This is a genomic window from Nostoc sp. DedQUE05, from assembly GCF_034530955.1.
Lineage (GTDB): Bacteria > Cyanobacteriota > Cyanobacteriia > Cyanobacteriales > Nostocaceae > Nostoc.
The window spans coordinates 97660-123433 of sequence record NZ_JAVRCB010000021.1 but is presented as its reverse complement, the minus strand read 5'-3'; the positions used below and the strand labels follow the sequence as shown (position 1 = coordinate 123433).

The 25774-nt window shown below is 42.3% G+C and carries 24 protein-coding genes; 12 read left to right on the top strand and 12 right to left on the bottom strand.

The window, feature by feature from the left end; translation table 11 throughout:
• Positions 1-310: 310 nt before the first annotated feature.
• Positions 311-2380: a tetratricopeptide repeat protein gene (locus RMZ42_RS17520; RefSeq protein ID WP_322672579.1), complete on the top strand. Its 2070-nt coding sequence runs from the start codon at positions 311-313 to the stop codon at positions 2378-2380.
• A 53-nt stretch (positions 2381-2433) separates the two neighbouring features.
• On the opposite strand, the gene RMZ42_RS17515 is transcribed toward RMZ42_RS17520, so the two are convergent.
• From RMZ42_RS17515 to RMZ42_RS17500, 4 genes are all read right to left on the bottom strand, one after another.
• A complete protein-coding gene (locus RMZ42_RS17515; RefSeq protein ID WP_322672578.1) occupies positions 2434-3237 on the bottom strand; it encodes a hypothetical protein in 804 nt (267 codons plus the stop codon).
• 119 nt (positions 3238-3356) lie between these two features.
• Positions 3357-4949 carry a DUF1565 domain-containing protein gene (locus RMZ42_RS17510; RefSeq protein WP_322672577.1) on the bottom strand — a complete coding sequence of 531 codons (1593 nt, stop codon included), beginning with the start codon at positions 4947-4949 and terminating at the stop codon, positions 3357-3359.
• Between the two features lie 406 nt (positions 4950-5355).
• Positions 5356-5892, bottom strand: coding sequence for a pentapeptide repeat-containing protein (locus RMZ42_RS17505; protein WP_322672576.1), 537 nt, complete (start codon positions 5890-5892; stop codon positions 5356-5358).
• 537 nt (positions 5893-6429) lie between these two features.
• Positions 6430-7824: a TldD/PmbA family protein gene (locus RMZ42_RS17500; RefSeq protein WP_322672575.1), complete on the bottom strand. Its 1395-nt coding sequence runs from the start codon at positions 7822-7824 to the stop codon at positions 6430-6432.
• Positions 7825-8184: 360 nt separating this feature from the next.
• On the opposite strand from RMZ42_RS17500, the gene RMZ42_RS17495 reads away from it, so the two are divergent.
• Together RMZ42_RS17495 and rpsU are read left to right on the top strand one after the other, a co-directional pair.
• The gene (locus tag RMZ42_RS17495) at positions 8185-8502 is read left to right on the top strand and encodes an RNA-binding protein (protein ID WP_322672574.1); all 318 of its coding nucleotides are present in this window, start codon (positions 8185-8187) and stop codon (positions 8500-8502) included.
• 120 nt (positions 8503-8622) lie between these two features.
• The gene (gene rpsU / locus RMZ42_RS17490) at positions 8623-8814 is read left to right on the top strand and encodes a 30S ribosomal protein S21 (protein WP_322672573.1); all 192 of its coding nucleotides are present in this window, start codon (positions 8623-8625) and stop codon (positions 8812-8814) included.
• A gap of 358 nt (positions 8815-9172) precedes the next feature.
• On the opposite strand, the gene RMZ42_RS17485 is transcribed toward rpsU, so the two are convergent.
• The 3 genes from RMZ42_RS17485 to RMZ42_RS17475 form a co-directional block, all read right to left on the bottom strand.
• Positions 9173-10108: a hypothetical protein gene (locus tag RMZ42_RS17485; RefSeq protein ID WP_322672572.1), complete on the bottom strand. Its 936-nt coding sequence runs from the start codon at positions 10106-10108 to the stop codon at positions 9173-9175.
• 61 nt (positions 10109-10169) lie between these two features.
• Positions 10170-11654: a galactose oxidase-like domain-containing protein gene (locus RMZ42_RS17480; RefSeq protein ID WP_322672571.1), complete on the bottom strand. Its 1485-nt coding sequence runs from the start codon at positions 11652-11654 to the stop codon at positions 10170-10172.
• 465 nt (positions 11655-12119) lie between these two features.
• Positions 12120-14405 carry an amylo-alpha-1,6-glucosidase gene (locus tag RMZ42_RS17475; protein WP_322672570.1) on the bottom strand — a complete coding sequence of 762 codons (2286 nt, stop codon included), beginning with the start codon at positions 14403-14405 and terminating at the stop codon, positions 12120-12122.
• A gap of 131 nt (positions 14406-14536) precedes the next feature.
• On the opposite strand from RMZ42_RS17475, the gene RMZ42_RS17470 reads away from it, so the two are divergent.
• Both RMZ42_RS17470 and RMZ42_RS17465 read left to right on the top strand, forming a co-directional pair.
• A complete protein-coding gene (locus RMZ42_RS17470) occupies positions 14537-15148 on the top strand; it encodes a peroxiredoxin (protein ID WP_069068387.1) in 612 nt (203 codons plus the stop codon).
• A 157-nt stretch (positions 15149-15305) separates the two neighbouring features.
• The gene (locus RMZ42_RS17465) at positions 15306-15842 is read left to right on the top strand and encodes a peroxiredoxin (protein ID WP_322672569.1); all 537 of its coding nucleotides are present in this window, start codon (positions 15306-15308) and stop codon (positions 15840-15842) included.
• A 151-nt stretch (positions 15843-15993) separates the two neighbouring features.
• Here the strand turns inward: RMZ42_RS17465 and RMZ42_RS17460 are convergent, their stop codons facing one another.
• The 3 genes from RMZ42_RS17460 to RMZ42_RS17450 form a co-directional block, all read right to left on the bottom strand.
• Positions 15994-17562, bottom strand: a complete 1569-nt coding sequence (locus tag RMZ42_RS17460; protein WP_322672568.1) for a serine hydrolase — start codon at positions 17560-17562, stop codon at positions 15994-15996.
• A 174-nt stretch (positions 17563-17736) separates the two neighbouring features.
• On the bottom strand, positions 17737-18477 hold the full coding sequence (locus tag RMZ42_RS17455) for an RNA methyltransferase (protein ID WP_322672567.1): 741 nt from the start codon (positions 18475-18477) through the stop codon (positions 17737-17739).
• A gap of 164 nt (positions 18478-18641) precedes the next feature.
• A complete protein-coding gene (locus tag RMZ42_RS17450) occupies positions 18642-18968 on the bottom strand; it encodes a hypothetical protein (protein WP_322672566.1) in 327 nt (108 codons plus the stop codon).
• Positions 18969-19192: 224 nt separating this feature from the next.
• Between RMZ42_RS17450 and RMZ42_RS17445 the strand changes: the two genes are divergently transcribed.
• From RMZ42_RS17445 to RMZ42_RS17430, 4 genes are all read left to right on the top strand, one after another.
• Positions 19193-20185: an ABC transporter ATP-binding protein gene (locus tag RMZ42_RS17445; protein ID WP_322672565.1), complete on the top strand. Its 993-nt coding sequence runs from the start codon at positions 19193-19195 to the stop codon at positions 20183-20185.
• Positions 20182-21000: an ABC transporter permease gene (locus RMZ42_RS17440; RefSeq protein WP_322672564.1), complete on the top strand. Its 819-nt coding sequence runs from the start codon at positions 20182-20184 to the stop codon at positions 20998-21000. Before RMZ42_RS17445 ends, RMZ42_RS17440 begins: the two co-directional genes overlap by 4 nt.
• A gap of 149 nt (positions 21001-21149) precedes the next feature.
• Positions 21150-21896: an ABC transporter permease gene (locus RMZ42_RS17435; RefSeq protein WP_322672563.1), complete on the top strand. Its 747-nt coding sequence runs from the start codon at positions 21150-21152 to the stop codon at positions 21894-21896.
• 284 nt (positions 21897-22180) lie between these two features.
• Positions 22181-22624 carry a hypothetical protein gene (locus RMZ42_RS17430; protein ID WP_322672562.1) on the top strand — a complete coding sequence of 148 codons (444 nt, stop codon included), beginning with the start codon at positions 22181-22183 and terminating at the stop codon, positions 22622-22624.
• Positions 22625-22769: 145 nt separating this feature from the next.
• On the opposite strand, the gene RMZ42_RS17425 is transcribed toward RMZ42_RS17430, so the two are convergent.
• Positions 22770-23504, bottom strand: coding sequence for an anti-sigma factor (locus tag RMZ42_RS17425; RefSeq protein WP_322672561.1), 735 nt, complete (start codon positions 23502-23504; stop codon positions 22770-22772).
• Positions 23505-23508: 4 nt separating this feature from the next.
• Positions 23509-24183: a sigma-70 family RNA polymerase sigma factor gene (locus RMZ42_RS17420; RefSeq protein ID WP_322672560.1), complete on the bottom strand. Its 675-nt coding sequence runs from the start codon at positions 24181-24183 to the stop codon at positions 23509-23511.
• Between the two features lie 495 nt (positions 24184-24678).
• On the opposite strand from RMZ42_RS17420, the gene RMZ42_RS17415 reads away from it, so the two are divergent.
• Genes RMZ42_RS17415 through RMZ42_RS17405 form a run of 3 tightly spaced genes read left to right on the top strand, consistent with a single transcriptional unit; the run spans position 24679 to position 25769 of the window.
• Entirely contained in the window at positions 24679-25035 is a 357-nt protein-coding gene (locus RMZ42_RS17415) for a hypothetical protein (protein ID WP_322672559.1), read from the top strand.
• A 24-nt stretch (positions 25036-25059) separates the two neighbouring features.
• Entirely contained in the window at positions 25060-25350 is a 291-nt protein-coding gene (locus RMZ42_RS17410) for a peptidase (protein ID WP_322672558.1), read from the top strand.
• Positions 25350-25769, top strand: a complete 420-nt coding sequence (locus tag RMZ42_RS17405) for a cupredoxin family copper-binding protein (protein ID WP_322672557.1) — start codon at positions 25350-25352, stop codon at positions 25767-25769. Before RMZ42_RS17410 ends, RMZ42_RS17405 begins: the two co-directional genes overlap by 1 nt.
• The last annotated feature ends 5 nt before the right edge of the window (positions 25770-25774 follow it).

The following is a 25774-nucleotide window of genomic DNA, read 5'->3' as shown; positions in this document are numbered from 1 at the left end:
AGAAAGCGTCTATCATTTTGCAATTTGTCTTCCACTAGTTGATAAATTACTATTTGTACTGCTTGATTTTCACCATCTTTAGCAGCAGTTACAACTTAATAATGTTATAATAGTACCTCAAAAAAATTGTCACAAACTTAACTGCACTCTACTACTAAAGTTGTACGTACACTAAGGACGAGGAAACGGATTAGTGAAGGATTGCTCAGAATTTTACACTGCCTTTACAACATTTAACTACTTAATTCTGTTATAGATTGGAAAGAGGCACGCCGCTTCAAAAACTGACCAACAGACGCAGATAGTTGTTATGCAGAGCAAAAATCAAGCTGTTTTCGCTTTAATTGTAAAAAGTACGATTGTATTTTTACCCTTATTGTTATTCGTTGGAATCGCCAGTGGACAATCTGCACCATCACCCAACCCAGCACTAACTCCGACTCCGGTGTTATCGAATTCAGAACGGGAAGAGTTAGCACGACTACGAGCAGAAAAACGAATTCAACAGCAAGTCCAGTCTGATTTTAAAAGCACTTTTAACCGCACAACTATTTTACTCGATGTTTGGCTAGTTATACTAAGTCTCTTTCCAGTCGCAGTCATTGCTTTGTTATGGCTGTTGCGACGGGTGATAATCCGGGAAATTGTTGATAGGGCGATGCAACAAGTCCAGGGAATGGAAAAATTACAAAATCAGCTAACCACCGTTAAACAAGAAGCTGAAAATGTTATTCAAGAAGCAAAAAAAATAAATTATGAATTAGAACAGGAAACGACTGCTCTACAACAAAAAATTAAGAATGAACAAGAAAATGTATCTATTCAGATATCCGATCTAAATTTAGCTAAAGCGCAGGTATTAAGTAGATTAGAAGCGGAACTAAAAAAATCTCAAGAAAATATAGAAAATTTAGAGTCAAAATTTGCTTCAGGACTATCTAAGTTAGAGTTTGATGCTCAACAACAAAAAGATATAGCATTGGAAAATTTAGGAAAATTAGCATCTACGATCGCAGAAGAACTGTCTAAGTTAAAGTTAGGTGTGCATCAACAGCAAGAACTAGCTGTTACTGATTTAGAAATATCAAAGTCTGAGTTCATATCTCAACTTTCTGGATGGCAGTCTGATGCTCAACAGCAAAAAGATATAATTTTTGAAAGCTTAACACAATTACAGTCAGAGTTTGTAGAAAAGTTATCCGAATTACAGGTAGATGCTCAAAAGCAAAAAAAGATTGCCTTTGACAGTTTAACTATATTTGAGCGGGAACTTAAATCTCAATTATCGGAATTACAGGTAGATGCTCAAGAACAAAAAAATAAAATTATTGCAAGTTTAGAAATATTGCAGTCAGAATTTAAATTTCAATTATCGGAATTACATGTAGATGCTCAAAAATCCAAAGAGCTACTCATTGAGAATTTAGAAAAATCTGGTTCTGAGTTTAGTTCGCAATTCTCAGAATTACAATGGAATGCCCAACAACAAAAAATTCTCATTTTAGAGAAGTTAGAAAGATTAGAAACTGAATTTGACTCTCAACTCTCTGAGTTACAATTAGATGCCGAAGAAAGAAAGGATCTGATTCTTCAAGAACTATCTGAAATTACGCCGGAATCCATTCTAGAGGTGGTAAATTCTGAAGTTGAAGAAGAAATACAGGAACAGCCGCAACAACCAGAATTCACTGCTGATGAGTATGTAAAACAGGGAGACGATCTGTTTTCTCAAAGACGCTATGAAGATGCGATCGCAGCTTACAACCAAGCAGTTAAAATCCAACCTGATGAACCTGTGAGTTGGTTAAAACGTGGTCTAACTCTGGGAAGATTAAAACGCTACCAAGATGCGATCGCATCTTACGATCGAGCGATTGCGATTCAGCCAGATTATCATCAAGCTTGGTGCGATCGCGGCGTTGCTTTTGGTAACTTACAACAGCATCAGCAAGCCTTTGCCTCATTTGATAAAGCTACAAAAATCAAACCTGATGATGCCGTTGCTTGGTTAAATCGCGGTCTTTCTCTAGTAGCATTAGAACAATACGAAGAGGCAATCGTCTCTTTTGATAAAGCGCTAGAATTCCAACCCAATTCTCCCAAAATCTGGGATAAACATGGTTATACATTGGTAAGATTAGGACGCGATGATGAAGCGATCGCTAGTTTTAACAAAGCCTTAGAAATTAAGCCAGATTATGCCAGTGCTTATTACAACAAAGCAGCCTGTTACGCACTGCAAAGACAAATTGACCGATCTCTGTTAACTTTACAACAAGCGATTGAACTTAATCCCAGGTATAAAGAAGACGCAGCAAGTGACCTCGATTTTGATGATATTGCCGACGATGAACGCTTTAAGTTGTTAGTTGCAGAATAGAATGTCAATTGTCATTTGTCATTTGTCATTTGTCATTTGTCATTTGTCATTAGTTATTCTCTCCCTGCTCCCTGCTCTTTGCTCCCGTGCTCCTCTGCTCCCCTGCTCTCCACACCTGGGTTATGTTCGCTAGACATGGCTTTGAGTTTAGATGTAAAAGAATCAGAGCGATCGCTTGTTTCGGGAGTAAATTGCCCGATTGGGGCATGAATAGGAGCAGGCGGGAGCAGTTTTGGCTGTCGTTGATGATGGTTTGGTGACGGGAAAGGCACTGGACTTTCTTGTGAAGTTTGCCTCTGGCTGACAGCAGATAATCGCTCAAGGGTTACCGAAGAGGTAAATTTCCCAGAAAGCGGAGACTTCAAGACAGTTTTATTGTCTCTATCTTCCTGCTTTCCTTCTTCTTCACTCAAAGATGTCTTTGGTTGATAACTTTTCAGTTGGAGAATTGCAGTATTGCTGTGTTGATAGCCGTTGCGAATCTTAGCTGGTGGTAATTGAGGACTTGTCACTTGCTCTACAGTGGGTTTTCTCTTGGCTGGCGGTAAAGCTGGCGCAGCCGATGACGTTAAGTTTTGAGGAAACTTGCTACAAATCATCCGTTCAAATTCCATGTTGAAATGATATGTAGCCTGATCCCGGCGCTGCCAAAATACTAAAATTTGCTGCACAGAAACCGCTTTATAACGACCTTGATATAGTGCCTCAATCACTGCCAAGTGTAGCCAATTAAGGGGGTATTGCGTTTGCCAACGCTCAACTAGCTCATTGGCACTATACCCACCGAGATCGAAACTATAGTTAATTAATAAAGCGATCGCCAAGTTGGCAGAGGTGTCTGGAAGTGTTGTTAACATGAGGCTATTAGCTTTAGGCAATAGGTCTAAGATTTGTCACCCACCGCATATTAGCCTAGCGTGCTTTTAACTACATGGTTTATTTTTCCAAGAGTTGCCGAGCCGATAGGCAGTGTTCCTTATTCTACTTGCCAACTTCTAGAATGCAACCCCACATAGACTGATTTAATCGCAGATGTTCGCCCAATCGCGACTAATGCCTGATAAACCATCGCTGCAACTTCAGCGCGTGTTGCAAAACGTAAAGGTGCAAGTACTTTCGGATCTGGATAGTTGACAACTATTCCCCGTTGTGTAGCAGTAGCAACGGCTGTCCGGGCGTAGTCGGGAATGGTATGACGATCGCTATATACTTCTACAACATCGCGATCGACAGCTGGTAATCCCAGTCCGTTTACTAAGGAGACAATCACCTGTAGCCGTTGCACACCTCGATCGGGGCGGAAAGTGCGATCGCTAAATCCGCCAACAAAGCCACCGCTAGCCGCGATTTGGATAGCGCTATAAGCCCAAAAATCCTTGGGTACATCCGTAAAATCAGGTGCGGGGATTTTGGGAAATGGGTTAAAAGCGATCGCCACCATTGCTGCATACTGGGCGCGAGTCATGGGTTTATCTGGCTGATAGCTACCATCGGCAAAAGCATGAGTTAAATGCATCCTTGCTAATGCCTGAATAAATGGTTCTGCCCAATGTCCGTTTAGTTCGGGAGAGGCGGGGAAGGGGGGAGGGGGAGACAAGGGGACAAGGGGACAAGGGGGCAAGGGGAGTTTTTGAGGTGGGGATTCTGTCGAGGTATCAGAGAAACTGGTGTTAACCGTTACTCGATTGGTTGGGAGTAATTCTACCATGCCCTTAACTAGAGAAGGATTTAATTGATTACCTACGGAAACTAGCTTTTGTGTAGTGGCATTATATAAATCAAATTCCCTATGATCCCGAAAAATATTATCACCTGGATCTTCGCTATTACCTAAATCTGGGACTGCATTGCCATTGACTAATAAACCACCTTGGGTATTTTTAGTAATCAGATTTTGACGCAGCACAGGTTGGGCATTACGAGAAAGTGCGATCGCTGTGCGATTTTCTGATAACTTGTTATTGGCGATCGTTGGAACGGCAAAGTCACTAATTGCTATACCTAAAGGGTTTCTTTGAAATACATTCTGTTGTACTTCTCCCTGGCTATGACCTGCCATTACTAACCCGCTAGCAGTATTTTGTACAAATATGTTATCTAAAATTGCGGGTTTGGCAGTACCAGTGGTAAACACACCTTCCCGCCCACAGTTGCTCAAAGTATTGTTACTTAAAGTAGGTGCAGCCGATTCAATCCAGATACCAGTACCTTTAACTGAGGGATTGGTGACAGTTACACCTAAAAGACTGGCATTATCTACCAAGAGCAGCGTAATATTTTGTATACCAAAACTGGGACTTTGATACTCACCACTCCCGGAAATTACAATCCCTACACCTTTGTTAGCTTCATTACCTACCACTGTCACTCCTCCAGGTATGATTAGTGGAAACACCTCACCACTAGCGGCGTTGTAAGTCCCCGACTCCAGATAAATTATCGTCGGGATTTTGGTTACTTTTAAAGCACGGGTGAGGCTTTTAAATGGACTCAACCGTGAACCAGTATTGCTATCATTCCCTGTCATAGGGTTGACATAGAGTGTGACGACGAGGGTAGAGTTCACCATTGATAGTTGAGAGTCAATTGTTTTAATTATGACAATCGTAAATAACACTACTTGTAGCAAACTTTTTCACAGTAATATCCTTGTGTATAAAAAATATATCCATCTGACTTTTTCTGGCAAGCAGATCGTGTGTACACACAAGTTATAGACTTCCAAATAAAAAAATATCCAACTATTTATTGTGGGGTGGGCGTCTCGCCCGCCCAGTAACCAAAGGCGTGCAAGATGCCCGCCCCACAAGATTGGATAATTTATTTCTTGGAAGTCCCTTATAGACTTTTATGCAATATTCCAAGTTCTCATCTCGATGGTATTGTCAGCTGCAACAAAGGCATTGTCAGTTAAAACAATGCCTTTGCAACTCAAAAAGACTGGTGTGTAAACTGTAGCGCCTGTGCAGAGAAGATTAAGGGATGACATTATCATCCAGAATAGTTCCTTCTATATTGGCTCCAGACAAATTTGCTCCACTCAAATTTGTCTGGTTTAAATCTGCTTGAGTGAGATTTGCCTGGGATAAGTCAGCTACAGTTAAATCTGCACCACTTAAATCCGCTCCATCTAGATTTGCTGCTATCAAGTTTGCTTCCTGCAAATCCGCCTCACTCAATTTAGTTTCAATCAATTTAGCAACCGTCAAATCAGCGTGACTCAAATTAGCTCCATCCAAAATCGCTCCATCCAAAATCGCTCCATCCAAAATAGCTTTGCTTAAGTTGCTATTACTGAGATCCGCATTGCTCAAATCTGCTCCATTTAAATCTGCTTCAATCAAACTAGCGTTGGTTAAATTAGCGTGACTCAGATTAGCTCCATCTAAAATTGCTCGATCTAAAATTACGCCACTGAGATTGGCTTCTCTTAAATTGGCCTCGCTCAAGTTGACGCCAGTAAAGTCTCTGACACCTGCGGCATAGTTTTTCAGGAGTTGATCTGCTTTCATATCTGTCGCTGTGCTAAGGAACGTTTAACTAATTCGTAATTCGTAATTCGTAATTCGTAATTTTTGAATGTAATTAGCTTTTATATATACGTGGCTTTATTTCAGTTTGGGTGTTTAAATAAGTGTCTGAAATAGTCTTTAATTACGAATTACGTTAGCGCAGTAGTAGCTAGTCTGCAAGAAATCGATTATGAATAATTTTGGACTATCCAGACTAACACTAAATCCCCAGCACGCGCCACGGAGGATTAGTGTGATGAATCAAACTAAAGTGGATATTGAATCAACTTTGTCTAGACTAGCTATTTTTAAATACTAGCGCTACTACCTAGAGTTGTGAGTTAATTTCATACTTGGGAGGGATGCTGCTCACCTTAAAAGTTTAAGCATTAACGTGAGCCTCCGTTGCAGACTCACGTTAAGCATTAGTGCAAAGCGATCGCTATACTCAATTGTGGTGTTCGTCTGCTAAAGGTTATGGCAAAACCAATTCCTATTCTTTTGCAGATTATGATTCTTACGACTGAAGCAGATAGTTCATGTTTCCCCACCAACCACTACATCTCGAATTCGGAGGCTAGGGCCACCACAACCCACTGATAAGCCATTTTGTCCTCCCTTACCACAACCGCCAGATTCATCCCAATAAAAATCATCACCAAGTCCCTCAATATCCGCTAAAGTTTGGAATACATTTCCCGAAAGCGTCACATCTCGCACAGGTTCAGCAATTTTGCCGTTCCTAATCATCCACGCTTCCCCAGCACTAAAGGTGAACATTTCCCCATTTGTCATCCCACCCAACCAATTACGGGCATAAACTCCTTCTTTGATATCGGTGAATAAGTCTACAACTGGTGTTTTACCCCGTTCAATCCAAGTATTTGTCATCCGCACAATGGGAGTAAAGTGATAGTTGAGACAGCGAGCGTTACCCGTAGGCGCTTCCTCCAATTTGCCAGCAGTTTCACGAGAATGTAAACGTCCCACTAAAACTCCATCTTTAATTAGTTGAGTAGTAGTAGCTGGTGTGCCTTCATCGTCGTAAAAATAGCTACCGCGATGTCCCTCTGGAGCCGCACCATCAAAAATTTGCAGTTCTTCTGGGCCAAACCGCCGTCCGATGGTCATAACTTCCAGCAGATCGGGGTTTTCGTAAGCCATATCAGCCTCAGAAAGATGTCCGAAGGCTTCGTGGACAAATAAACCCGTGAGAATTGGATCAATGACTACAGTGTAAGTATTGCCTTTGACCGGTGGTAGAGATAAAGCGGCGACCGCTCTTTGAGCAGCATCTTTTACCTGTTCATCCAAACTAGTTAAATCTTCGTAAGCTTTGCGAGAGCCAGTAGTTTCCCGTCCAGTTTGTACGGTTTCGCCATTTCTGGCGGTGGCGGCAAAGCGCATTTCCATATCCACCCAAGATTGCTCGATCGAAGTACCTTCGGAAGTAGCAATGATTACTTTTTGGGCGCTGTCACCGTAACGCACCGAGGTAGTGGTAATTCGGGGATCGACGCTTTTAAGCAATTGGCCATAGCGATCGCACAATTGTTTTTTCTGCGAGAGTGGGATATTTCGGGGATCGGTACCTTTTAGGGGTAGAATGCATACTGCTTGCACTGGGTCAATGGGTGCAAGTAAAGTTTCTTCATTACCAACCATCCGCGCAGCTGCGATCGCTTCTTCTATGCGATCTTCGATTGTTGCCAGTTGGTTAAAGCAGCTCAACCCCCATCCGCCTTTATAACAAGCGCGAATATGTCCACCAATGGAGATGCCTTCACTGAGAGTTTCTACCTTGTCGCCACGCAACAAGATATCAGTCCCTTCTGCTTCTTCAAGGCGAATCATTAGATAATCTACACGCTTAGAGTAGCGGGCGATCAGGTCAGAAAGTAAATTTTGTGCGTCAGCAAGTGTAGTCGGCATTTCCAATTAGTAACAATGACGAACTGCATTTATTTTGCAATTATTTGGGGAATTTCTGCTAATCAATTATTATGAGGAGACTGGGTACTGAGGGAGATGAGGCAGTGGAAAAGCAGAAAAGAAATTGCAGTAAGTTTTTCCTCCGTACCCCTTTGCACCTCTGCTTCTTGTGCCTAATCTCCAATCCCCAATCTTGAGTTACGGTGGGTAAGAACTCAATGATGTGCTAAGATAATCAAGTGAGAATAAAATTCGGTTACATTCTTTGTTTTTAGTATTGACAGGCTTTTTCCTTTTGGTCTTAACAAACTTGCCTCCGAAATCTAAATCTCTACACACCTATGATTTTGGAGATAATGCATGTCAATTTATGTAGGTAATCTATCCTACGAGGTCACACAAGAAGACCTCAATTCTGTTTTTGCCGAACACGGTACTGTAAAACGGGTTCAGTTACCTACTGACCGTGAAACAGGACGGCCACGCGGCTTTGCCTTTGTAGAGATGGGCACAGAAGCAGAAGAAACAGCTGCCATTGATGCTCTTGATGGAGCTGAATGGATGGGACGCGATCTCAAAGTGAATAAAGCGAAACCAAAGGAAGATAGAGGTGGTTCTTTTGGTGGTGGCGATCGTCGCGGTGGCGGTGGCGGTGGATACAATAGATCGCGCTACTAAGCTTTAAGATCAAAAATTAAGTTTTAACGTCTAAAGGGCAGAATCATTATCTGCCCTTTTTGCGCTCCGGTCTACTGGATGGCTTTTATTGCCCAGTACCAATTAAGTAGGAGATGATAAATGACCCAAGTATTTGTGGGCGAAAATGAAGGAATTGAGTCAGCTTTACGTCGATTTAAGAGGGAAGTCTCCAAAGCAGGCATTTTTCCAGACATGAGAAAGAATCGTCACTTTGAAACACCTTTGGAAAAACACAAACGCAAAGAAGTCGCAAGACACAAACAACGCAAGAGAAATTTCCGTCCTAATTAATAATTAGCGATACCTCCGGTTAGCGTAGCTAACCCACTCTCTCATTAGATTCTTAGCTGTCGAAAAGGCGATCGCTGTACTCCAAAGGAGAATCTAATGAGCAAGTTTTGAACTTCGGCAACCTTTCCTGATATCAGCTATCTATCAAAATCATTATAAATTTGTTGGAGTTACTGCTGTTTTATATTAATCAGAATTTCCAGGGTTAACTAATTAGAAAATCAGTCAAAAATATTCTTAATAATAAGCTGTACCCAATACTGCTTGGTTAAAGGGAAAAGGAGTGGAAGGCAAGATATATAAGGTTTTTTCCCTTTTAACCCTTTCCCTTTCCCCCAAAACCAGACATCAATTTCTTCTAAGCACGAGCACGTGTAATCTGAGCACTATCAAAGTCTTGTAGCCGAGTCATAGTTCCACTGTTCTTATCAACAATAAACACAGCATTAGGAGTCTCATATCTCATAGCTCCAAAGGCGAGGAGTTGACCTGTTGCAGAGCAAACTAAGCTTTGTAAGCCATTATTCCATGCTTGACCATTAAGTTTCAATTGTCCTAGTCTGATAGGCTTTTTTTGATTTGGATCTACCTGTACCAGAGTTGTCTCACCATACTCACCAACTACAGAGCTATAAAGTATTCCATCTGGACACTCAGCTAGATTGCTGATCCGCTCATCCTCCAGGAATTTAACCTTACTAATAAAACTTATCTCTCCTGTTTGAAGGTCAATATCTACCAATTTGATTGGTGGTGTCCCGTTCTTCTTACCTACTAAACCAATGAGCCGCCCATCGTTAGTACCTAGCAAGCTTCCAAGCTGTTGATTTGGTTTAAGTCCTGAGAGTATCAAAGTTCTTACAGGCGTACCCAAAAATGTAATACGAGTAAATGTCGCCTGTCTCCGACTAATCGCAACCGGAGTAATGGCTACAACAAGTGTGCCATCGCTTAAAGAGGTAAAACCACTCAATATCTCATTAGGCTCTAATAGAGGTGTACTTTTATCCGTAAGTACCTGAGCCTTTCCTGTCATTAAGGATTGCAAAACTAGTCCTACAGGCTTAATATCTGTGCTTACACTGTTTAGGGCAGTGTTCTCTACTAATTCAGTGGTGTTTACCTCTGTAATAGCCGTTTGGTCAATAGTAACGATCGGGCTAGAACCTATACCGACAATATTTACACTTGGTGTTTCTGCCAAGGCTTTCTTGGTTAGATAACTCAGTCCAGATACTACAGTTCCAGCAAGTGCCAACTGTCCAAACCGTCGACGTGATAGCTTGTAATTCATATTTTCCTTCCTAAAATTAATGATTTTTATTAGGTAGCGGTGCGAACATAAACAGATAAGGCTAATATATTTGCGTCCAGGTTGCTACTGAGGGTGTTCCATTGTTGTCACTAATAAAAAGCATGTACCAGCCCGGTGGTGCAATATTTCGATTGTTTATGACCGTGACCTTAACAGAAGTAGCGTTTCTAGAAATAATGGGTGCATCCACTAACCTTTGTTCTGTATCGCAAGAATGGGTAGTTGCCATTGGTCTAATAAAACTAACCCATTTAATATTCGCAGCTTGGGGTGTCTGAATCGTAAATTGCTGCCCGTAGGTCACTGTTTGAGGAGCGCTCCGAATAACTGGACGCGATCGCGACATATACGCAGGACTGTAGATTTCTAATCGCAGTTCATTGACCGTCCGTTGAGGGTTCCCTCCAGCTGCTGCGACCCTACCATCTGGTAGCAGCAAGGCTACCGAGTGATATACGCGGGGAACAGTTTGTTTAGCTACTACTGTCCAGGTATTTGTCGCTGGATTGTAGATTTCTGCTGGCAGCATTGCTTGTGTTGTGTCCTCATTCATTTTGCTACCATTGCAAACAAACACTGTGCGATCGGGCAACAAAACTGCACTGTGATGCATCCTGGCATAGTTTAAAGGCTTTGCTGCTACGTAAGTTGGATTACTAGCTTTTAAATCGACAATATTTACCCTCTTGGTTGCTGTCTTACCACTACCTCCACCAAGAATCATCACCTTTTGATCTTGTGCAGGTGGTAAAAGCACACTGGCAGCTTGATCGCCAAAAGCTATGTCTTGCAGCCCTGTCACCACTTTTTCTGTAATGGATTGTGTAAATGTCTCTGGCAGGGTTAATATCCTTGGTGTCACTCCAGTAACACCCATCTGAGCACCTGAATAAAAAATTTTACCACTACTTAGTAGAAACAGATGTGCGTATGCTGGTAAGGCACTAGTTGTTGGAAAAGCGTTCCAACCATTTGGAAAGAAAGCAGAATAAATTTCTGGTTGTCTATTGAGCTTGCCATCTTTATCCGGCCCAGACACTGCTAAGACTCGACCGCTGCCTAGTGTTAACACAGTAGGATACCAGCGACCATTATTCATTGATAATATCTTGACCCATTTCTCAGCAATGGGATCGAACATCAGAGCATAGGGTGAACCATAAAATGGGTCATAGCGCAAAGTTCCACCTGCAACTAATAACTGACCATCAGGCCGGAAGGAGTGACCAGCGCAAAAAAGATCCATCGGTTGATTGTTACTATCCAATGGAGGCGCTTGACGGGAAAAGGTTCCCTTGTTTATATCCCAGACCACACTGTCATAGGGAGTATTTAACCGATTGGGATCGTTACCTGAGCCACAGAAAAAGAATATTTTACCAGTACGAAGTAGAGCCGCATGTATAGGTAGGATTGGAGCCTTGTACGACAATACTTGCCATTTATCTGTAGTAGTAGCTAGAGCAATGGAAGCCCCTAAATCTGTTGCCTCTTGGAGGTTAGTGTTGTTATTAGGTTGAGTCACTTTATTTACAAAAATCCCTACGTAAACTTCATTTTTCGTACTTTATTTTATTAATTTATTTCTCGATTTATATCTATACTTCTTTAGGCTTATTTAGCCTTAATATATGATGTTTTTCATAATCAGGAAATGTAAATTCAGCTGTTATCAATAGTAATTGTGCTATTAATCATACATCCTCTAGAGTATGTATATTAAGCCTTAACTACATTCCTACTCTCAATAATACTACATCTCATCCACGAAGTTTTCTTATAGGATATTTTCTCACAAGAGAAAATAAATATCTTTGGTTTTGCGGCCTAAATTGGTGAAATAAACGAAAATCTCTAGTCACTTTTAAACAATTAAATAAATTACTAAAAAGCTTGTATAGTAAGGGTTTTGTAGGTTCCAACTAGCAATATTAATTTGTGAATGTATATTAATCAAGAATAATTATCCAAGACCATCTCTATCCTACAACTATTTTATGTAGCGGATTACTTCAGCAACTGACCAAGCTTGAGCGATCGCTCCTCTGGGTGTGTGAGGTGAATCGCCATCAAAAATCTCAGAAATAGAACCAAGACAAGCATCAAAGAAAAAGTGATCTAGCAAAGGTTGCCAATCAAAAGGCAACGATTGTTGTGGATAAAAACGTTGCCAAGCCCGAATATACGGCCCAATTAGCCAAGTCCAAACAGTGCCTTGATGATAAGCGCGATCGCGTTGCTGTTGATTGCCCTCATATTTTCCTTTATATTCTGGATCTCCTGGATCGAGACTGCGAAGACCATAAGGAGTGAGCAAGCTGGTAGTTGCCAAATCTAATATCTGACACCCTTGCTGTTCGGAAAACCCACAATGGTGTAACGACAGTGCCAAAACGGCATTGGGACGAATTTGAAAATTCCGGCGATCGTCTGGTTCAATAGTATCGTACAGATAACCTAGCTGAGGATTCCAGAATTTTTGCAGTGAGGTTTTCATATGTTGTGCTTGGTTAGCATAACGCTGTGCTTGCTTAGTGAGACGCACTGGTGAGCCATATTCCATTTGGCTCAAGCGCTCTGCCCACTGACTCAGCCAACATAAAGCAGAATACCACAGTGCATTGATTTCCACTGGCTTCCCATAACGGGGTGTGACGGGGTGTGTCCCAATTACCACATCCATCCAGGTGAGAGCTACACCACGAGCATCCCAACTAACTAGTCCGTCGGTAGCATCCACCTGGATATTGAAATGTGTACCACCGACAAACGCTTTATAGATTTGCTGTACTACAGGGAATTGCTCTGCCAAAAAATCCCAGTCTTGGGTAGCTTCTAAATAAAGTCCTAAAGTTTCAATCCACCACAATGCCGCATCAATACTGTTATAAATTGGTTCGCCATTGAGATCGGGAAATGCATTCGCAATCAAACCGTGGCGACAATAATGCCCCAAAGTTCGCAATACTCCTTTTGCGAGGTCAAAACGCTGTGGAACTAATGCCAACCCCGGTAAAGCGATTAATGTATCGCGTCCCCAGTCATTAAACCAGTGATAACCAGCAATAACCGTAGGGCCTGCAATTGAGGCTCGATAGACGATAAAGCGATCGCTTGCTTTGAGTAGTTGTTGCCAGATTGGAAATTGGGCATAAGAGGCAGAGGTGCCAAGGGGAAAAGGGGCAGAGGGGAAAAACTTACTGCAACTTCTCCCCTGCTCCTTTGCCCCTCTGCCCCCCTGCTCCCCTGCCCCTCTACCCCCCTGCTCCCCTGCCCCTCTACCTCCCTCTCTCCATCCAAAAATCTGTGAGAGCCTTTCTTGCTCTGCCTCCACAGCTTCTGCGAAGGTTTTGACGGTGAGAACATCTGGTACTGAGTCGGGAAAACCTACTCGTGCTTCTAAAGTTACCGTATCTCCTGGTTGAAGTGTGACTATCAAGTAACCAGGACTGTGGAGGTCTTCTTTGTCGCCTAATCCCCGTTTTGTCTCCTCAGACAATCTATAATCCCAATACCAAACTGCATCTGGTTGATAATTTCCTTGTGTCCAGCGCAAGTGCCAAGGTATGCCGAAGCGCCCAGAATTGATTGCTTGTAAACAGACTTGCTGTTCCCCTAGCAATTGTGAAAACTGTAATTCTTGACTAGCAATCTGCTGGTGATGAAAGTCACGTTCTGCTATCAACAGTCGCAACCGTAAAATCGCTGTTTCAGTTCCCTCATAGCGATACTGGATTAAAATTCGATGGCAAAATTGGGGATTGGGGACTGGGGACTGGGGACTGGGGACTGGGGACTGGGGACTGGGGACTGGGCATTGGTTATAAATTATTCTTCCCTGCCCCTGCTCCCCTGCCCCCTGCTCCCCTGCTCCCTTGTCCCCTTGTCCCCTTGTCCCCTTGTCCCCAATCCCCAATCCCCAGCCTTCATTCCCCACCAAACCATAGGGCATCACAAATTGTCTGGTTAATTGCCAGTTATCTTGACCCCAAGTCCATTTAGGAACTGGGTTAATATCAAAACAGCGTAGCTGTTCATAGCCTGTTCGCTCAATCTGACCGTTACCCCAAACATTTGTCCCCAGTGCCACAACGCGCCCTAATATTTCCAAGCTAGCTTCTAGGTGCGAAAACAGCAGAGTCCTTCCAGAAGGTGGGTTTGTGGCGGCAAACAGCCAACCATGATAAGTACGCGTGCGGACATCAGAAACTGTACCGCTGGCAAAACTTCCTAAGCCGTTGGTAAGCAACCATTCTCTTGTATCTAAATCAGACATTTGCTACTCAAAATCGTTATGAGTATGATATAGTCGTAACAGATCGTAATTAAACTGTGAGAGCGTGGATGGGTAAATTTTACTTGACCCAAATTCCAACGCTACTAAACCGATAAAGGAGAATTAGGTTAATGTCCCTTACTTATGGAACCGAAGGAAGCCTCCGCGTTGGTCAACAAGCTCCCGATTTCACAGCGACGGCTGTGGTAGACCAGGAATTTAAGACAATCAAACTTTCCGATTATCGCGGCAAGTATGTCGTTCTGTTTTTCTACCCACTAGACTTTACCTTTGTTTGTCCTACTGAAATCACAGCATTTAGCGATCGCTACGAAGAATTCAAGAAAATCAATACTGAAGTCCTTGGGGCTTCGGTTGACAGTGAATTTTCTCACCTCGCTTGGATTCAAACAGATCGTAAGTCTGGTGGCGTTGGCGACCTGAATTATCCTCTAGTCTCCGACATCAAGAAAGAGATCAGCGCCGCTTACAACGTTCTTGACCCAGCAGCAGGCATTGCCTTGCGTGGTCTGTTCATCATCGATAAAGATGGTATTATACAGCACGCCACGATTAACAATCTAGCTTTTGGTCGTAGCGTTGATGAAACCCTGCGGACATTACAAGCAATTCAGTATGTTCAGTCTCACCCTGACGAAGTTTGCCCAGCTGGTTGGCAACCTGGTGATAAGACCATGAATCCTGACCCAGTGAAGTCTAAAGTCTACTTCTCTGCTGTCTAAATTTCGCTAGCTAAAAAACTCTAATCCAGCTTTTTGGAGTTGAAAGCAAAATCAATGAAAACCACAGATAAACAGAGATACACATTAAACAATGTCAACCTCCGTAAATATCTGTGGTTTTTTCTAAAATAGTATTTAAATAACCAAGGTTAAAAATATGTTGACTTCAACTGACTTTAGTGGCTTATTAAATGAGCGATTCTTCCGTAATTTTTTACCAGTTCCAGCTAGTAATCAACTTAGATTGGGAGTGGGAACACCTGACTTTCAATTGCCAGATATTACCAACGGAACTTTAGTAAAGTTGTCTGATTATAAAGGCAAACAACCAGTTTTACTTGCTTTTACTCGCATTTTTACCGAAAAGCAATATTGCCCTCTTTGTTTTCCTCACATCAAAGCCTTGAATAAAAACTACGAGCAATTCAAAAATCGCGGTATAGAAGTTTTAATGATTACTAGTACCGATGAAAGGCAAAGTCAAATAGTTGTCAAAGATTTAGGCTTAAAAATGCCACTTTTGAGCGATCCTAGTTGTCGAGTATTTCGTACATATCAAGCAGGGCAGGCACTAGGAGCGCCTTTACCAGCACAGTTTGTATTAGATAAAGAAGGAAAACTGCGCTACTGGCATTTATTTTCTTTTTTGGATCGTAATGCTAGTGTTGAGACATTGTTAGAACAATTTAATTGACTATAAATATTCAAAATAAATTGCGTTTAATGTTGAAAACTAGCTATTAGGAATTGGAACTCTTAAGATTTGAATGGTAATTTAGACCCTAATCATAATATCATCAAATCTTAATAGTTTCATTTGTTTGAAAAGTATTACGAATTACAAATTATCTTTGAGGATAATACTGAGGATTCGCAACCTGGGGCTGATAACCGTTTGTAGGTACTGTACTTCCCATGCCGTTAGGTACAGGAGTGGCAACAGGAGGCTGATAAATGCTGATGGGCGCAGTGCCTGTTGTAGCGTTAGGTAAAGCAGGATTCGCAACCTGGGGCTGATAACCATTTGTGGGTATGTTTGTAGTGGTGTTTGGTGTGACAACATTCTGGCTAAACTCTTGGTAGGCTGCACGAGAAATTGAGCTAATCAATTTTTCGGCGCGGGGATCGTTTGCTGGACGTTGTACCATTACAGACGCTATGTAGCGCTTGCCAGTTGGAACCACAATTAAACCTGTATCTGCCAACATTGTACCGATATCACCCGTTTTGTGGTATGCTCTTGCACCTGTTCCCAAACCTGCTGGTAGCAGAGTGTCTTTTTGGGTGCGACGCAAGATATCAAGCATGAGATCGCGTGATGGCATACTGACTAAATTTCCTTGACTCACAATTGCCATCAAATTCCCTAGTTCTTTGGGGCTAGTAGTGTTTGTCCCTTGCAAATCTGGGAGTTGATTACGAATTGTTGTGGTTGTCAATCCCCAGCTACGGAAACGCTGGTTTAAAGCGTCTATTCCTCCTAGTCGGGCAATCAGCATATTTGTCGCCGTGTTATCGCTGATTGTAATCATTTTAGTGACTACTTCCAAAGCGGCGTACTGAGTTCCTGGTGGTTTGTATTGCAGATTTCCTGAACCGCCAGCGACCATATCTTGTTGCATGGTCAGCATATCATCTAGGCGAATCTTCCCCGCGTCTACATCCTGGAAAAAGGCAATCAAAATCGGCACTTTAATCGTGCTAGCCGCCGGAAAACTCGTAGAGGCATTGATATCTACATAATTACCAGTATCCAAATCTACTAAGAAAATTCCCGGTGTAAGATTTGGGTTGGTGGCCGCCAAATTTTGCACGGCATTTTTCAAAGAGGTAATTTCTTGAGATAGGTAGAGACTCGAAGCTGCGGCTGGGGGAGTTTGGGTAGGTTGTGGTTGCGATCGCGCCACATTACTAACATTATTATTAGATTGCGACGCCGAATTTGTGCTGATGCGATTGGCTGGGTCTAATACTGACAATACAGTGCCCACAATTGCACCCATCCCAACACCCACAATCAATAACCGCAAAACATACAATACGGTTTTGGCCATTGGCTTTAACTGGGTTTTTCGCGATGAGCGTCTGCCTGTTTTTGGCTTTTCCATCCGCACTGTTTTAACCATCACAGCACCCGGTCGAAAGGGAGGAATTTTTCCCTTAACACTAGGTATTGGTTTTACTGCCGTTGGCATAACTAACCCCGATTTTACCCTACGTGTAGCGCCAATTGGGGGAGGACTGATTTGATTTTTTGGGCGTGTTAGTGCCCCTTCTTGTCCATTTGTAGTTTGCTGCTGACTGTTAGCTTTAACTCTTTTCTTTACCACTTTTTGAACTTTTTGTGGCTGCGGGCGGCGATTTAAGGGTTGACGCCGCGAGAAAGCTGTTAGTTCGCCACTTGATTCTGACACCGTTACTCCTTGTGACCCACTTGACTGTTTTCTTGCAGACTCTTGACCCCAAACTTAATTTTTAAGCAATATTAATACTCAAATTCCACTTTGCCACTAAGTAGCATTTTTGTGTTTAGTTTAAGCCATATTAATTATTTTGGGGAGATGATTGCGTATATATTAAACGAATAATTACAAGTTTTCACTATTCTTCTGGTTTTTCAGGGCCCATTCTACCTGCTGCAAAATTCCTCGCAGCATGGCCACCTCCCCAGTTTTCAAGTGAGCGCGATTATACAATTGGCGAAATTTTCCCATCCGACTAGCTGCCGTATGGGGATATACATAACCAATTTTCAGTAATAGTGATTCTAATTGCTGGTAGTATCCTTCCACAACATCCAAAGGTGCGAGTTCAGTTTGAGGTAAGGTTTGAATGTCAAGTTTTTGGGCAGATTGTGACAATTCATAACAACAAATTGCTACAGCAGTAGCTAAATTGAGGGCGACATAATCTTGACTTGTGGGAATGCCAACAAACCTCTGTGCATAATTTAATTCTTCATTGCTTAATCCCCGGTCTTCTCTGCCAAAAATCAGGGCTGTGGGTTTTTCTGGTTCCTCCAGTAACCAGGGTAGTGCAGTGCGAGGATTTTCTAAAGGTGTTTCTAAACTACGAACGCGACCAGTAGTAGCGATCGCCCGTACACATCCATGCAATGCTTCTGGTAAGGTTGCCACTATTTCCGCAGATTCTATAATTTCCTGAGCGTGAACAGCCATCATCAAAGCTTCCGTCGATAGCGGATCGCATTGGGGGTTCACTAATACTAAATTATATAGCCCGAAATTTTTCATTACCCTGGCGATCGCGCCGATATTGATCGGCCCAGCTGGTTCTACCAACACAATTCTTAATCCAGCCAAGCCCATTTTTTGCCTCCTGCGATCGCACCAGTACTTACAAACTAATTTTCAGCATCGTGGTTCTGCTGAAGAGTTTCCTTGAAATCATTTTAGCTGTGTAAGTGAATGCCTGCGTCAGGTCTGAAGAGTTCAGTGCAATCTTTGCCGTTGGGCTAGTCGTTCGTCGTTATTTAGAAGTTACCTGCTTTAATCATCACTACTAAGTGTTCAATACGTTCATATTCATCTAGTTCTTTCAACTCCGTGGGTGTGAGCTCACCTGCGTTACTGCGTGTTAGCAAGGTACGCAATCGTTCTTGCATTTCGGGAGTAGGTTTAAATTCAGCAATTTGTTCGGGAGTGGGGTTGCTAGCCAAAAAATCTAAGATATATCGGTAAACTTGTGCTGGTACAGCTGGTTGTTGGAGACTCAATGCAAGTAGTTCCGGTAAGCGATCGCCTACTTGTGCTAATTGTTGAGATAATTCCTCTGATACTTCTAGAATGATTCTTGGCATGGGGATTGCATTGGCAATTTACTATTATTAAATGATATATCTCGGATATATCTCGAAATCTTTCATTACTCTGGCGATCGCTCCGACATTACTCACCCCAGCTACTACCAAGACAATTCCTAATCCAGCCAAGCCCATTTTACATTTTATTGCCTTCTGCCTCCTGCCTTCTGCCTCCTGCCCCCTGTACCCTGCCTTTCTTGGCAATAACAGACTAACAAAATATGTCTCACATTCTGGTCGAAAATCTCAGGAAGACTTTCTTTGTGTCTGAACGTTCCTCTGGGCTTTTCGGTTCAATACGAGGACTTGTGCAGCGAAAAACTAAAGAAGTTTATGCCCTCAAAGGAGTTTCGTTTTCCCTGGAACGGGGAGAACTTGTAGGATACATTGGCCCAAATGGGGCTGGTAAATCGACTACGATTAAAATTTTAAGCGGCATTCTCGTACCTTCTAGTGGAAAATGCCTAATTGGCGGACGAACTCCTTGGAAAGATCGAATTAAGCACGTTAATCGCATCGGTGTAGTGTTTGGTCAAAGAACGCAACTCTGGTGGGATTTGCCAGTGATTGAGTCTTTCGATTTGCTGCGGGATATTTATCGCGTTCCCCAATCAGAATATCGTCAGACACGTGAAGAAATGATTGATTTGCTTGGTCTTGAAAGCTTTCTCTTTACTCCGGTGAGGCAGTTAAGCCTTGGTCAAAGGATGCGATGTGACTTTGCAGCCGCAATGCTTCACAGACCGGAAATTCTTTTTCTTGATGAACCTACTATTGGGCTTGATGCAGTTTCCAAGCTTGCAGTCAGAAAATTTATCAAAGCGTTGAATAAAACTCATCAAGTAACCACTATCCTGACTACTCATGATATGGATGATATCGAGGCATTGTGCGATCGCATAATTATTATTGGTGGAGGTGAAATCCTTTGTGATGGAACTTTAGCAGCATTGCGTTCTCAAGTTTCCTCGCGTCGGTACTTAAGAATCGACTTAGCAAAGGATGATTTCTTTTTTGAAGAAGAAGGAGTCAGTATTATCTCTAAAGAAGGTCGCACTGTAACTCTCGCCTTCGATCCCACAAAGCTTTCTGCTGCATCTTTGATTAGCCAAGTTACCTCACAACACGAAGTAGAGGATCTTTTTGTAGAAAATCCACCTATTGAAGAGATAATTGCGGAACTTTATGCAATTTCAGCAGGAATTGTCCCATGAAAGCATATTGGTCACTGTTTGTTGCTAGATTTACACTGCTGTTGCAATATCGTGCTGCTGCTTTGGCTGGCATTGGAACTCAGCTTTTCTGGGGGTTGGTAAAAGTAATGGTTTTACAGGCATTCTTTACTCATACAACCTCTGCTCAACCTATGACTTTTCAACAAGCTGTAGGATATGTGTGGCTGGGACAGGCGTTTTTGATGGCAATTGTCCCTTGGGGAGGTGATAGAGATATTCAAGAACTCATCCGAACTGGTGCTGTAGGATACGATCTTCTTCGACCCACAGACCTTTATAATTTTTGGTTTACTCGCGCTTTGGCACTTCGCACAACGCCCCTGATACTTCGTAGCATTCCGCTTCTTGGTGTCACAATTTTCCTTTTTCGCATTTTTGGGCTTGATGAATGGTCGCTTTCTTTTCCACCCTCCTTTGCTTCTTTTGTTGCCTTTTTTATCTCTTTTATTGGCGCAATTTTACTTTCATCTGCATTAACTATGCTTTTGACTGTATCAATGATGTGGACAATTTCGGGCGAGGGAATTAATAGCATTCTACCTACTCTTGTTAGTATCTTCTCTGGCATGATTGTTCCGTTGCCACTTTTCCCTGAGTGGAGCAAGCCTTTTGTAAATGCACTTCCTTTTTCAGGACTAATAGACAAACCTTTTCGTCTTTTTACTGGAAACCTTCAACCAAATTCCCTGTTTTATATATTACTGCATCAAGCTTTTTGGATAGTTGTCATTATTATCCTTGGGCGTATTCTTGTGAGATATGGCATCAGGAAGCTTGTAATTCAGGGAGGATAAGTCAATAATTCGTAATTCTTAATTAGTAATTAGTAATTTTTTAAGCATTAAAATAGGTTAAATAGTTTATTTTAGATAAGAATTACAACGCGACTATGAATGATTTTTTGCTTTACCTTCGATATATTTCTGTATCTTTCAAGTCGCAAATGCAGTACAAAGTTTCTTTCTGGCTGCAAGTCATAGGGCAGTTTTTAGTAACTGCTGTTGAATTTTTTGGAGTCTGGGCACTTTTTAGTCGTTTTAATAGTATTGGTACGTGGACTTTAAATGAAGTTGCTCTCTTTTATGGAGTAGTTAATATTTCTTTCGCTTGTGCTGATGCCCTTGGAAAAGGATTTGACTCATTTACAACAATAATTAAAAGTGGAGACTTTGACCGTTTACTTGTTCGTCCACGCACCACAGCACTTCAACTGTTAGGTAAAGAGTTTACTTTAAAACGAATCGGAAGACTTTTTCAAGGAATTGTTGTAATGTGGTGGTCACTTTCATCTCTCCACATCCCTTTAACTTTTAAAAATTTATGGCTTTTAGGGACTTCATTTCTTGGTGGGGTTGCGCTCTTTGTTGGCATTGTTATTATGCAAGCAACCATCACCTTCTGGACTATTGAATCTCTCGAAATTATGAATATCCTCACTTATGGAGGAGTCGAAACGGCTCAGTATCCTCTTGCAATTTATAGCAAGTGGTTTCAGCGATTCTTTACTTTCTTGATACCGCTTGCTTGCGTCAGTTATTTTCCTTTGCTTGCAGTACTTGAAAAAGAAGATGCTTTTTTAGTGCCTTTGTGGTTTTGTTATGTATCGCCAATCGCAGGCATTATCTTTCTAATAGTTGCGCTCCAGCTTTGGAAAATAGGAGAGCGATACTATTGTTCTACTGGGAGCTAAACAAAATTTTAGGTGTGTACTCAGACGTATTTTAAATGGACAGATTTACTTTTGTTGACACAGTTTGGTTTTATTGCACCGATTTACTTAAATGGGGAATTCCCCATATTTATGCTGATTTACGTGTAATTACATACGCATTGTCGAAAAAATGAAGTATAAAGTAACAGGGCAGAAAGAGAGTTAAAAACAAAAATAAAGATTCTTTTTAGAAAAAGTATTTTCGCCATCCTCCATTTCGATTGCCCAACTTTCACGAAACATAGTTGGAGATCATAGAATCTATGCAGCACGTATTTAAGCAAAGTTTTATACTTTCAGTCACTACTGCGATCGCTTTATTATTTGCAGGTTGTGGCGAAAGTAAAGTTGCTCAATGTAACAAAATCATAAAAGTTGCTAATCAGGGATCTACTCTAGGTCAGGAATTCGCTAAAAATCCCAATCCCGCAAAAGGTTCCAAAGCTCTAACTGAACTTTCTGGTAAGATAGATCCACTTGCCAAAGAGATGAAAGCACTGGAAATTAAAGATGAAAAATTGCAAGGTTTTCAAGGACGCTTTATCACACTTTATCAGAACATCAGCAAGCAATTGAATAATGCAGCAACAGCCATAGATAAAAAGAATCTACCAGCAGCAAAGGGCTTTTTGGTATCTCTGCAAAAGAGTAGTAGCGAAGAAAGTTCAATAGTCAATGAAATTAATAGCTATTGCTCTGGTAAATAACCAACTCTTGCTCCTACCTCTGCAATTATCAGTGCTGGATTAGGTAATCCTATGGGATTAATTACCACTCCAGACCAATAGGTGCGAATGGCTTGACCTTGACGCAGATTTTTGATTTTGAGGGATAGAGCATGAGTTACTGAGGTTAGATATTGGTCAATGAGTTACTCTGCATCACGATAGTTCCGGTTGGATAACGACTAGTTTCAGACAATTCCAAAGTCACGAATAATCCAGAGATACCTGTGTCATAAAAGTCGGCAGGCATCCAGAATTTATCTAGCACCTTTCCCTGGGGATTAATTTTCAGAGTGCCACAGGGAATTTTTTCGCCATCAGCGATCGCCCAAAGTCGATATACTTTTCCTGTGGGGGGAGCTGGCAGATTTTGCACGGCTAGAATCCCCTGTCTTTGTCCTAGATTCACCACAAAGCTACCCGTAGCGGTATCCGACACATTCACAGCCTTGAGAGAGAAAAGTTGTGTCTGGGACTGTTGCAGTAGGGTATTGATATCACTAGCCATACGGAAATCCTGTCGCAAGCGATAGTTATCCATTCCTAAATATAGAATTAGGAGTGCCGCGACACTACCCATGACGGTGTACCAGAAAAGCCGAGATGGTTTGGGCTGGGAGGATTGGAAAGTCGTGGTAGCGGCAGTCAGAATGGCAGATTGGAGATGAGGAGGCGGTTCAACGCTGTTTAAGCTGTAAACAACCTGGTCTAAAGTTGCCTGAAGCCGCTTCACTTCTACCACTAATGCTGGATTTTCTGCCAGCAGTTGCTCGAAAACTTCTAGTTCGGCGCGATCGAGGTCGCCTACAACATAGCCTGCTGCCAAGGTTTCGATTGCTTGAGGAGTAAGGGGTTCAGTCATAACCTTAGTCAATGGAGTGTTGTAAAATTTGCTTCAGTTTCAGGAGTCCCTGGCGAGTCCAGCTTTTCACGCTTCCCAGGGGTTTATGCAGTTGTTGGGCAATTTCTGATTGGCTCAGTCCGGCATCATACGCCAGTTCAATCACCTGTCGTTGCCGATCTGAAAGCTGGGTCAATGCCTGCCGCACTTGCTGCGATCGCTCATTGAAAACAGCCTGCTCAACCGGAGTAGGCGCGGGGGGTGCAGCAGTAACGTTCTGCCCCCAACGTTGCACCAAATTAAGGGTGCGACTGCGCGATCGCAGTTTGTCGATCGCCCGCGATCGAGTCATGACAATCAGGTAGCGCATCAAACGATCGTGGTGAGCCGGGTCAATCGGACGCTGCCATAATGACAGAAAAATTTCCTGGGTTAGGTCTTCGGCTTCCGGCTGGCTTTGCAAAACTTTCAGCGCCACTCCATACACCACGCTGCCGTAGCGCTGGTAGAGACACCTTAACGCCGTTGGCAGATGTGCCTTCAGGTCATCCAAAAGTGCAGCATCGCTCTTCGATGAAGGTTCTGATGAATGGGGATCGCGAGAACTTAGATCCATAGATTCAGGTGAATAGACCGAGGCTAATTTCTCTGCAAAAATGCCTAATGTATCTTGCAGCGTGAGTGCCAATCCTGATTTCATAACTTCTTTTGAGCATAGAGCAAACCTACTCTTATCTCTAAAACGATTGATGAAGCTAATTGGATGAGTCTAGCGTCGAAATTTTGGAGAAGCGGGTTATTTTGTTTTGATTTCTTAAGATTAGCTCGCACCCCAAACCAAACGAACCGCGAACATCTGCCAGCGAAGGCATTTGAAGAATTTAAATCCAAAATCAATTTCCAATCGTCTTAAAGGTAGAGACAAGTAAGTAACCTAATTAGCATTCTTTTCAGGCATAAGTTGCAACTAAATTTCTGAAATCATGCTAATTGCTTACCTGCCTACTCCTACAGCTTTTAAAACTCGGCATTGCACTGCAATGTCCCGACGAAATTTATATCGTCAACCCGCAAAGTCCTTCTTTAGGTTGTCATAATTTTGCACCTTTGGCAGTTTGGATTCAACCAATTTGCCTGAAAGTTTGTGCTGCATCCAAGCATTGAAGGTCAGTAAAACCACCCCAGAGGTAATTCTATGCGACGCTCTATTTCTACGATGTTAACAACACTGCTTCTGTGCGCTGCCATTTTGCCTGCTGCGGCGCAGTCCCAAACCGCACCAATCAGCCTCAATCCCTATGCAGTAAATGAACATAGGGCAAACCAGATCGGGCCTTTTAATCTGGCTTATCTAGCCTATCAAGGCTACTTAAAAGACCAAGGCATTCCCAGTAATGGTGTCCTCATTGACGCGATCGCTTCTGGAACGATCGCGGCTCAAGACATTATTGAAGCTGCTGTTAAAGCGAATCGACTACCTAAGCAAACACTAAGCGATCGAGGCTATCGCCATAACCTTGAAAATCAATTGCAAGGATTTACAGCAGACTAAAAAACTGGCGTTACTCAATTAATTATGATGAAAAACACATTTCGCAAGTACCATCGGCTAATTGCTACACTCTTTTGTTTGCCATTACTCTTTACTGCTCTGACTGGCTGCTTCGTTGCCATCGCAGACACATGGTTGCATCAAGAAGAACTGGCTGGATTTTTAATTACTGTTCACACCTTGCAAATCTTCAAACTCGATGCCATTGTGCCAGTTTTAAATGGGCTAGGTCTAATTGGCTTAGTGGCTACCGGAGTGAGCATGACTGGACTGTTTGCTAAACGCCATCAACCAAAACGGATGGAAGAACGCTGATGAAATACATTTCTTATTTTTTCATAGCGATCGCCAGTGCCTTCTTGGCCATCCTGTTGTCGTTGTCATCCTGTAGTCCAAACCATAAGGCAACGACTAACCAACCAATGGCGATGAAAGCTCAACCCAAGGAGCAACCCCAAACTACTCAACAAACTGCCGATACTACGGTCAAAATTCGTAATTTCAAATTTGAGCCAGCGAATTTGGCTCTAGCTGTTGGTAAAACTGTTCAATTTATCAATGTCGATGAAGAACCCCACACGGCTACGGCTACGGATGGTACTTTCAACTCTAAAGCACTGGATACCAATCAAACCTGGAACTACACCGCCACTAAACCCGGAACCTATCCCTATATTTGCTCAGTTCATCCCTTTATGAAAGGGACGCTGACGGTAACAAATAAGAAAAACTAACCAGA

Bases quoted from the DNA above. Each gene is read 5' to 3' on its own strand.
- RMZ42_RS17520 (WP_322672579.1), top strand. From the start codon at position 311: ATGCAGAGCAAAAATCAAGCTGTTTTCGCTTTAATTGTAAAAAGTACG.
- RMZ42_RS17515 (WP_322672578.1), bottom strand. From the start codon at position 3,237: ATGTTAACAACACTTCCAGACACCTCTGCCAACTTGGCGATCGCTTTA.
- RMZ42_RS17510 (WP_322672577.1), bottom strand. From the start codon at position 4,949: ATGGTGAACTCTACCCTCGTCGTCACACTCTATGTCAACCCTATGACA.
- RMZ42_RS17505 (WP_322672576.1), bottom strand. From the start codon at position 5,892: ATGAAAGCAGATCAACTCCTGAAAAACTATGCCGCAGGTGTCAGAGAC.
- RMZ42_RS17500 (WP_322672575.1), bottom strand. From the start codon at position 7,824: ATGCCGACTACACTTGCTGACGCACAAAATTTACTTTCTGACCTGATC.
- RMZ42_RS17495 (WP_322672574.1), top strand. From the start codon at position 8,185: ATGTCAATTTATGTAGGTAATCTATCCTACGAGGTCACACAAGAAGAC.
- rpsU (WP_322672573.1), top strand. From the start codon at position 8,623: ATGACCCAAGTATTTGTGGGCGAAAATGAAGGAATTGAGTCAGCTTTA.
- RMZ42_RS17485 (WP_322672572.1), bottom strand. From the start codon at position 10,108: ATGAATTACAAGCTATCACGTCGACGGTTTGGACAGTTGGCACTTGCT.
- RMZ42_RS17475 (WP_322672570.1), bottom strand. From the start codon at position 14,405: ATGTCTGATTTAGATACAAGAGAATGGTTGCTTACCAACGGCTTAGGA.
- RMZ42_RS17470 (WP_069068387.1), top strand. From the start codon at position 14,537: ATGTCCCTTACTTATGGAACCGAAGGAAGCCTCCGCGTTGGTCAACAA.
- RMZ42_RS17465 (WP_322672569.1), top strand. From the start codon at position 15,306: ATGTTGACTTCAACTGACTTTAGTGGCTTATTAAATGAGCGATTCTTC.
- RMZ42_RS17455 (WP_322672567.1), bottom strand. From the start codon at position 18,477: ATGGGCTTGGCTGGATTAAGAATTGTGTTGGTAGAACCAGCTGGGCCG.
- RMZ42_RS17450 (WP_322672566.1), bottom strand. From the start codon at position 18,968: ATGCCAAGAATCATTCTAGAAGTATCAGAGGAATTATCTCAACAATTA.
- RMZ42_RS17445 (WP_322672565.1), top strand. From the start codon at position 19,193: ATGTCTCACATTCTGGTCGAAAATCTCAGGAAGACTTTCTTTGTGTCT.
- RMZ42_RS17440 (WP_322672564.1), top strand. From the start codon at position 20,182: ATGAAAGCATATTGGTCACTGTTTGTTGCTAGATTTACACTGCTGTTG.
- RMZ42_RS17435 (WP_322672563.1), top strand. From the start codon at position 21,150: ATGCAGTACAAAGTTTCTTTCTGGCTGCAAGTCATAGGGCAGTTTTTA.
- RMZ42_RS17430 (WP_322672562.1), top strand. From the start codon at position 22,181: ATGCAGCACGTATTTAAGCAAAGTTTTATACTTTCAGTCACTACTGCG.
- RMZ42_RS17425 (WP_322672561.1), bottom strand. From the start codon at position 23,504: ATGACTGAACCCCTTACTCCTCAAGCAATCGAAACCTTGGCAGCAGGC.
- RMZ42_RS17420 (WP_322672560.1), bottom strand. From the start codon at position 24,183: ATGAAATCAGGATTGGCACTCACGCTGCAAGATACATTAGGCATTTTT.
- RMZ42_RS17415 (WP_322672559.1), top strand. From the start codon at position 24,679: ATGCGACGCTCTATTTCTACGATGTTAACAACACTGCTTCTGTGCGCT.
- RMZ42_RS17410 (WP_322672558.1), top strand. From the start codon at position 25,060: ATGATGAAAAACACATTTCGCAAGTACCATCGGCTAATTGCTACACTC.
- RMZ42_RS17405 (WP_322672557.1), top strand. From the start codon at position 25,350: ATGAAATACATTTCTTATTTTTTCATAGCGATCGCCAGTGCCTTCTTG.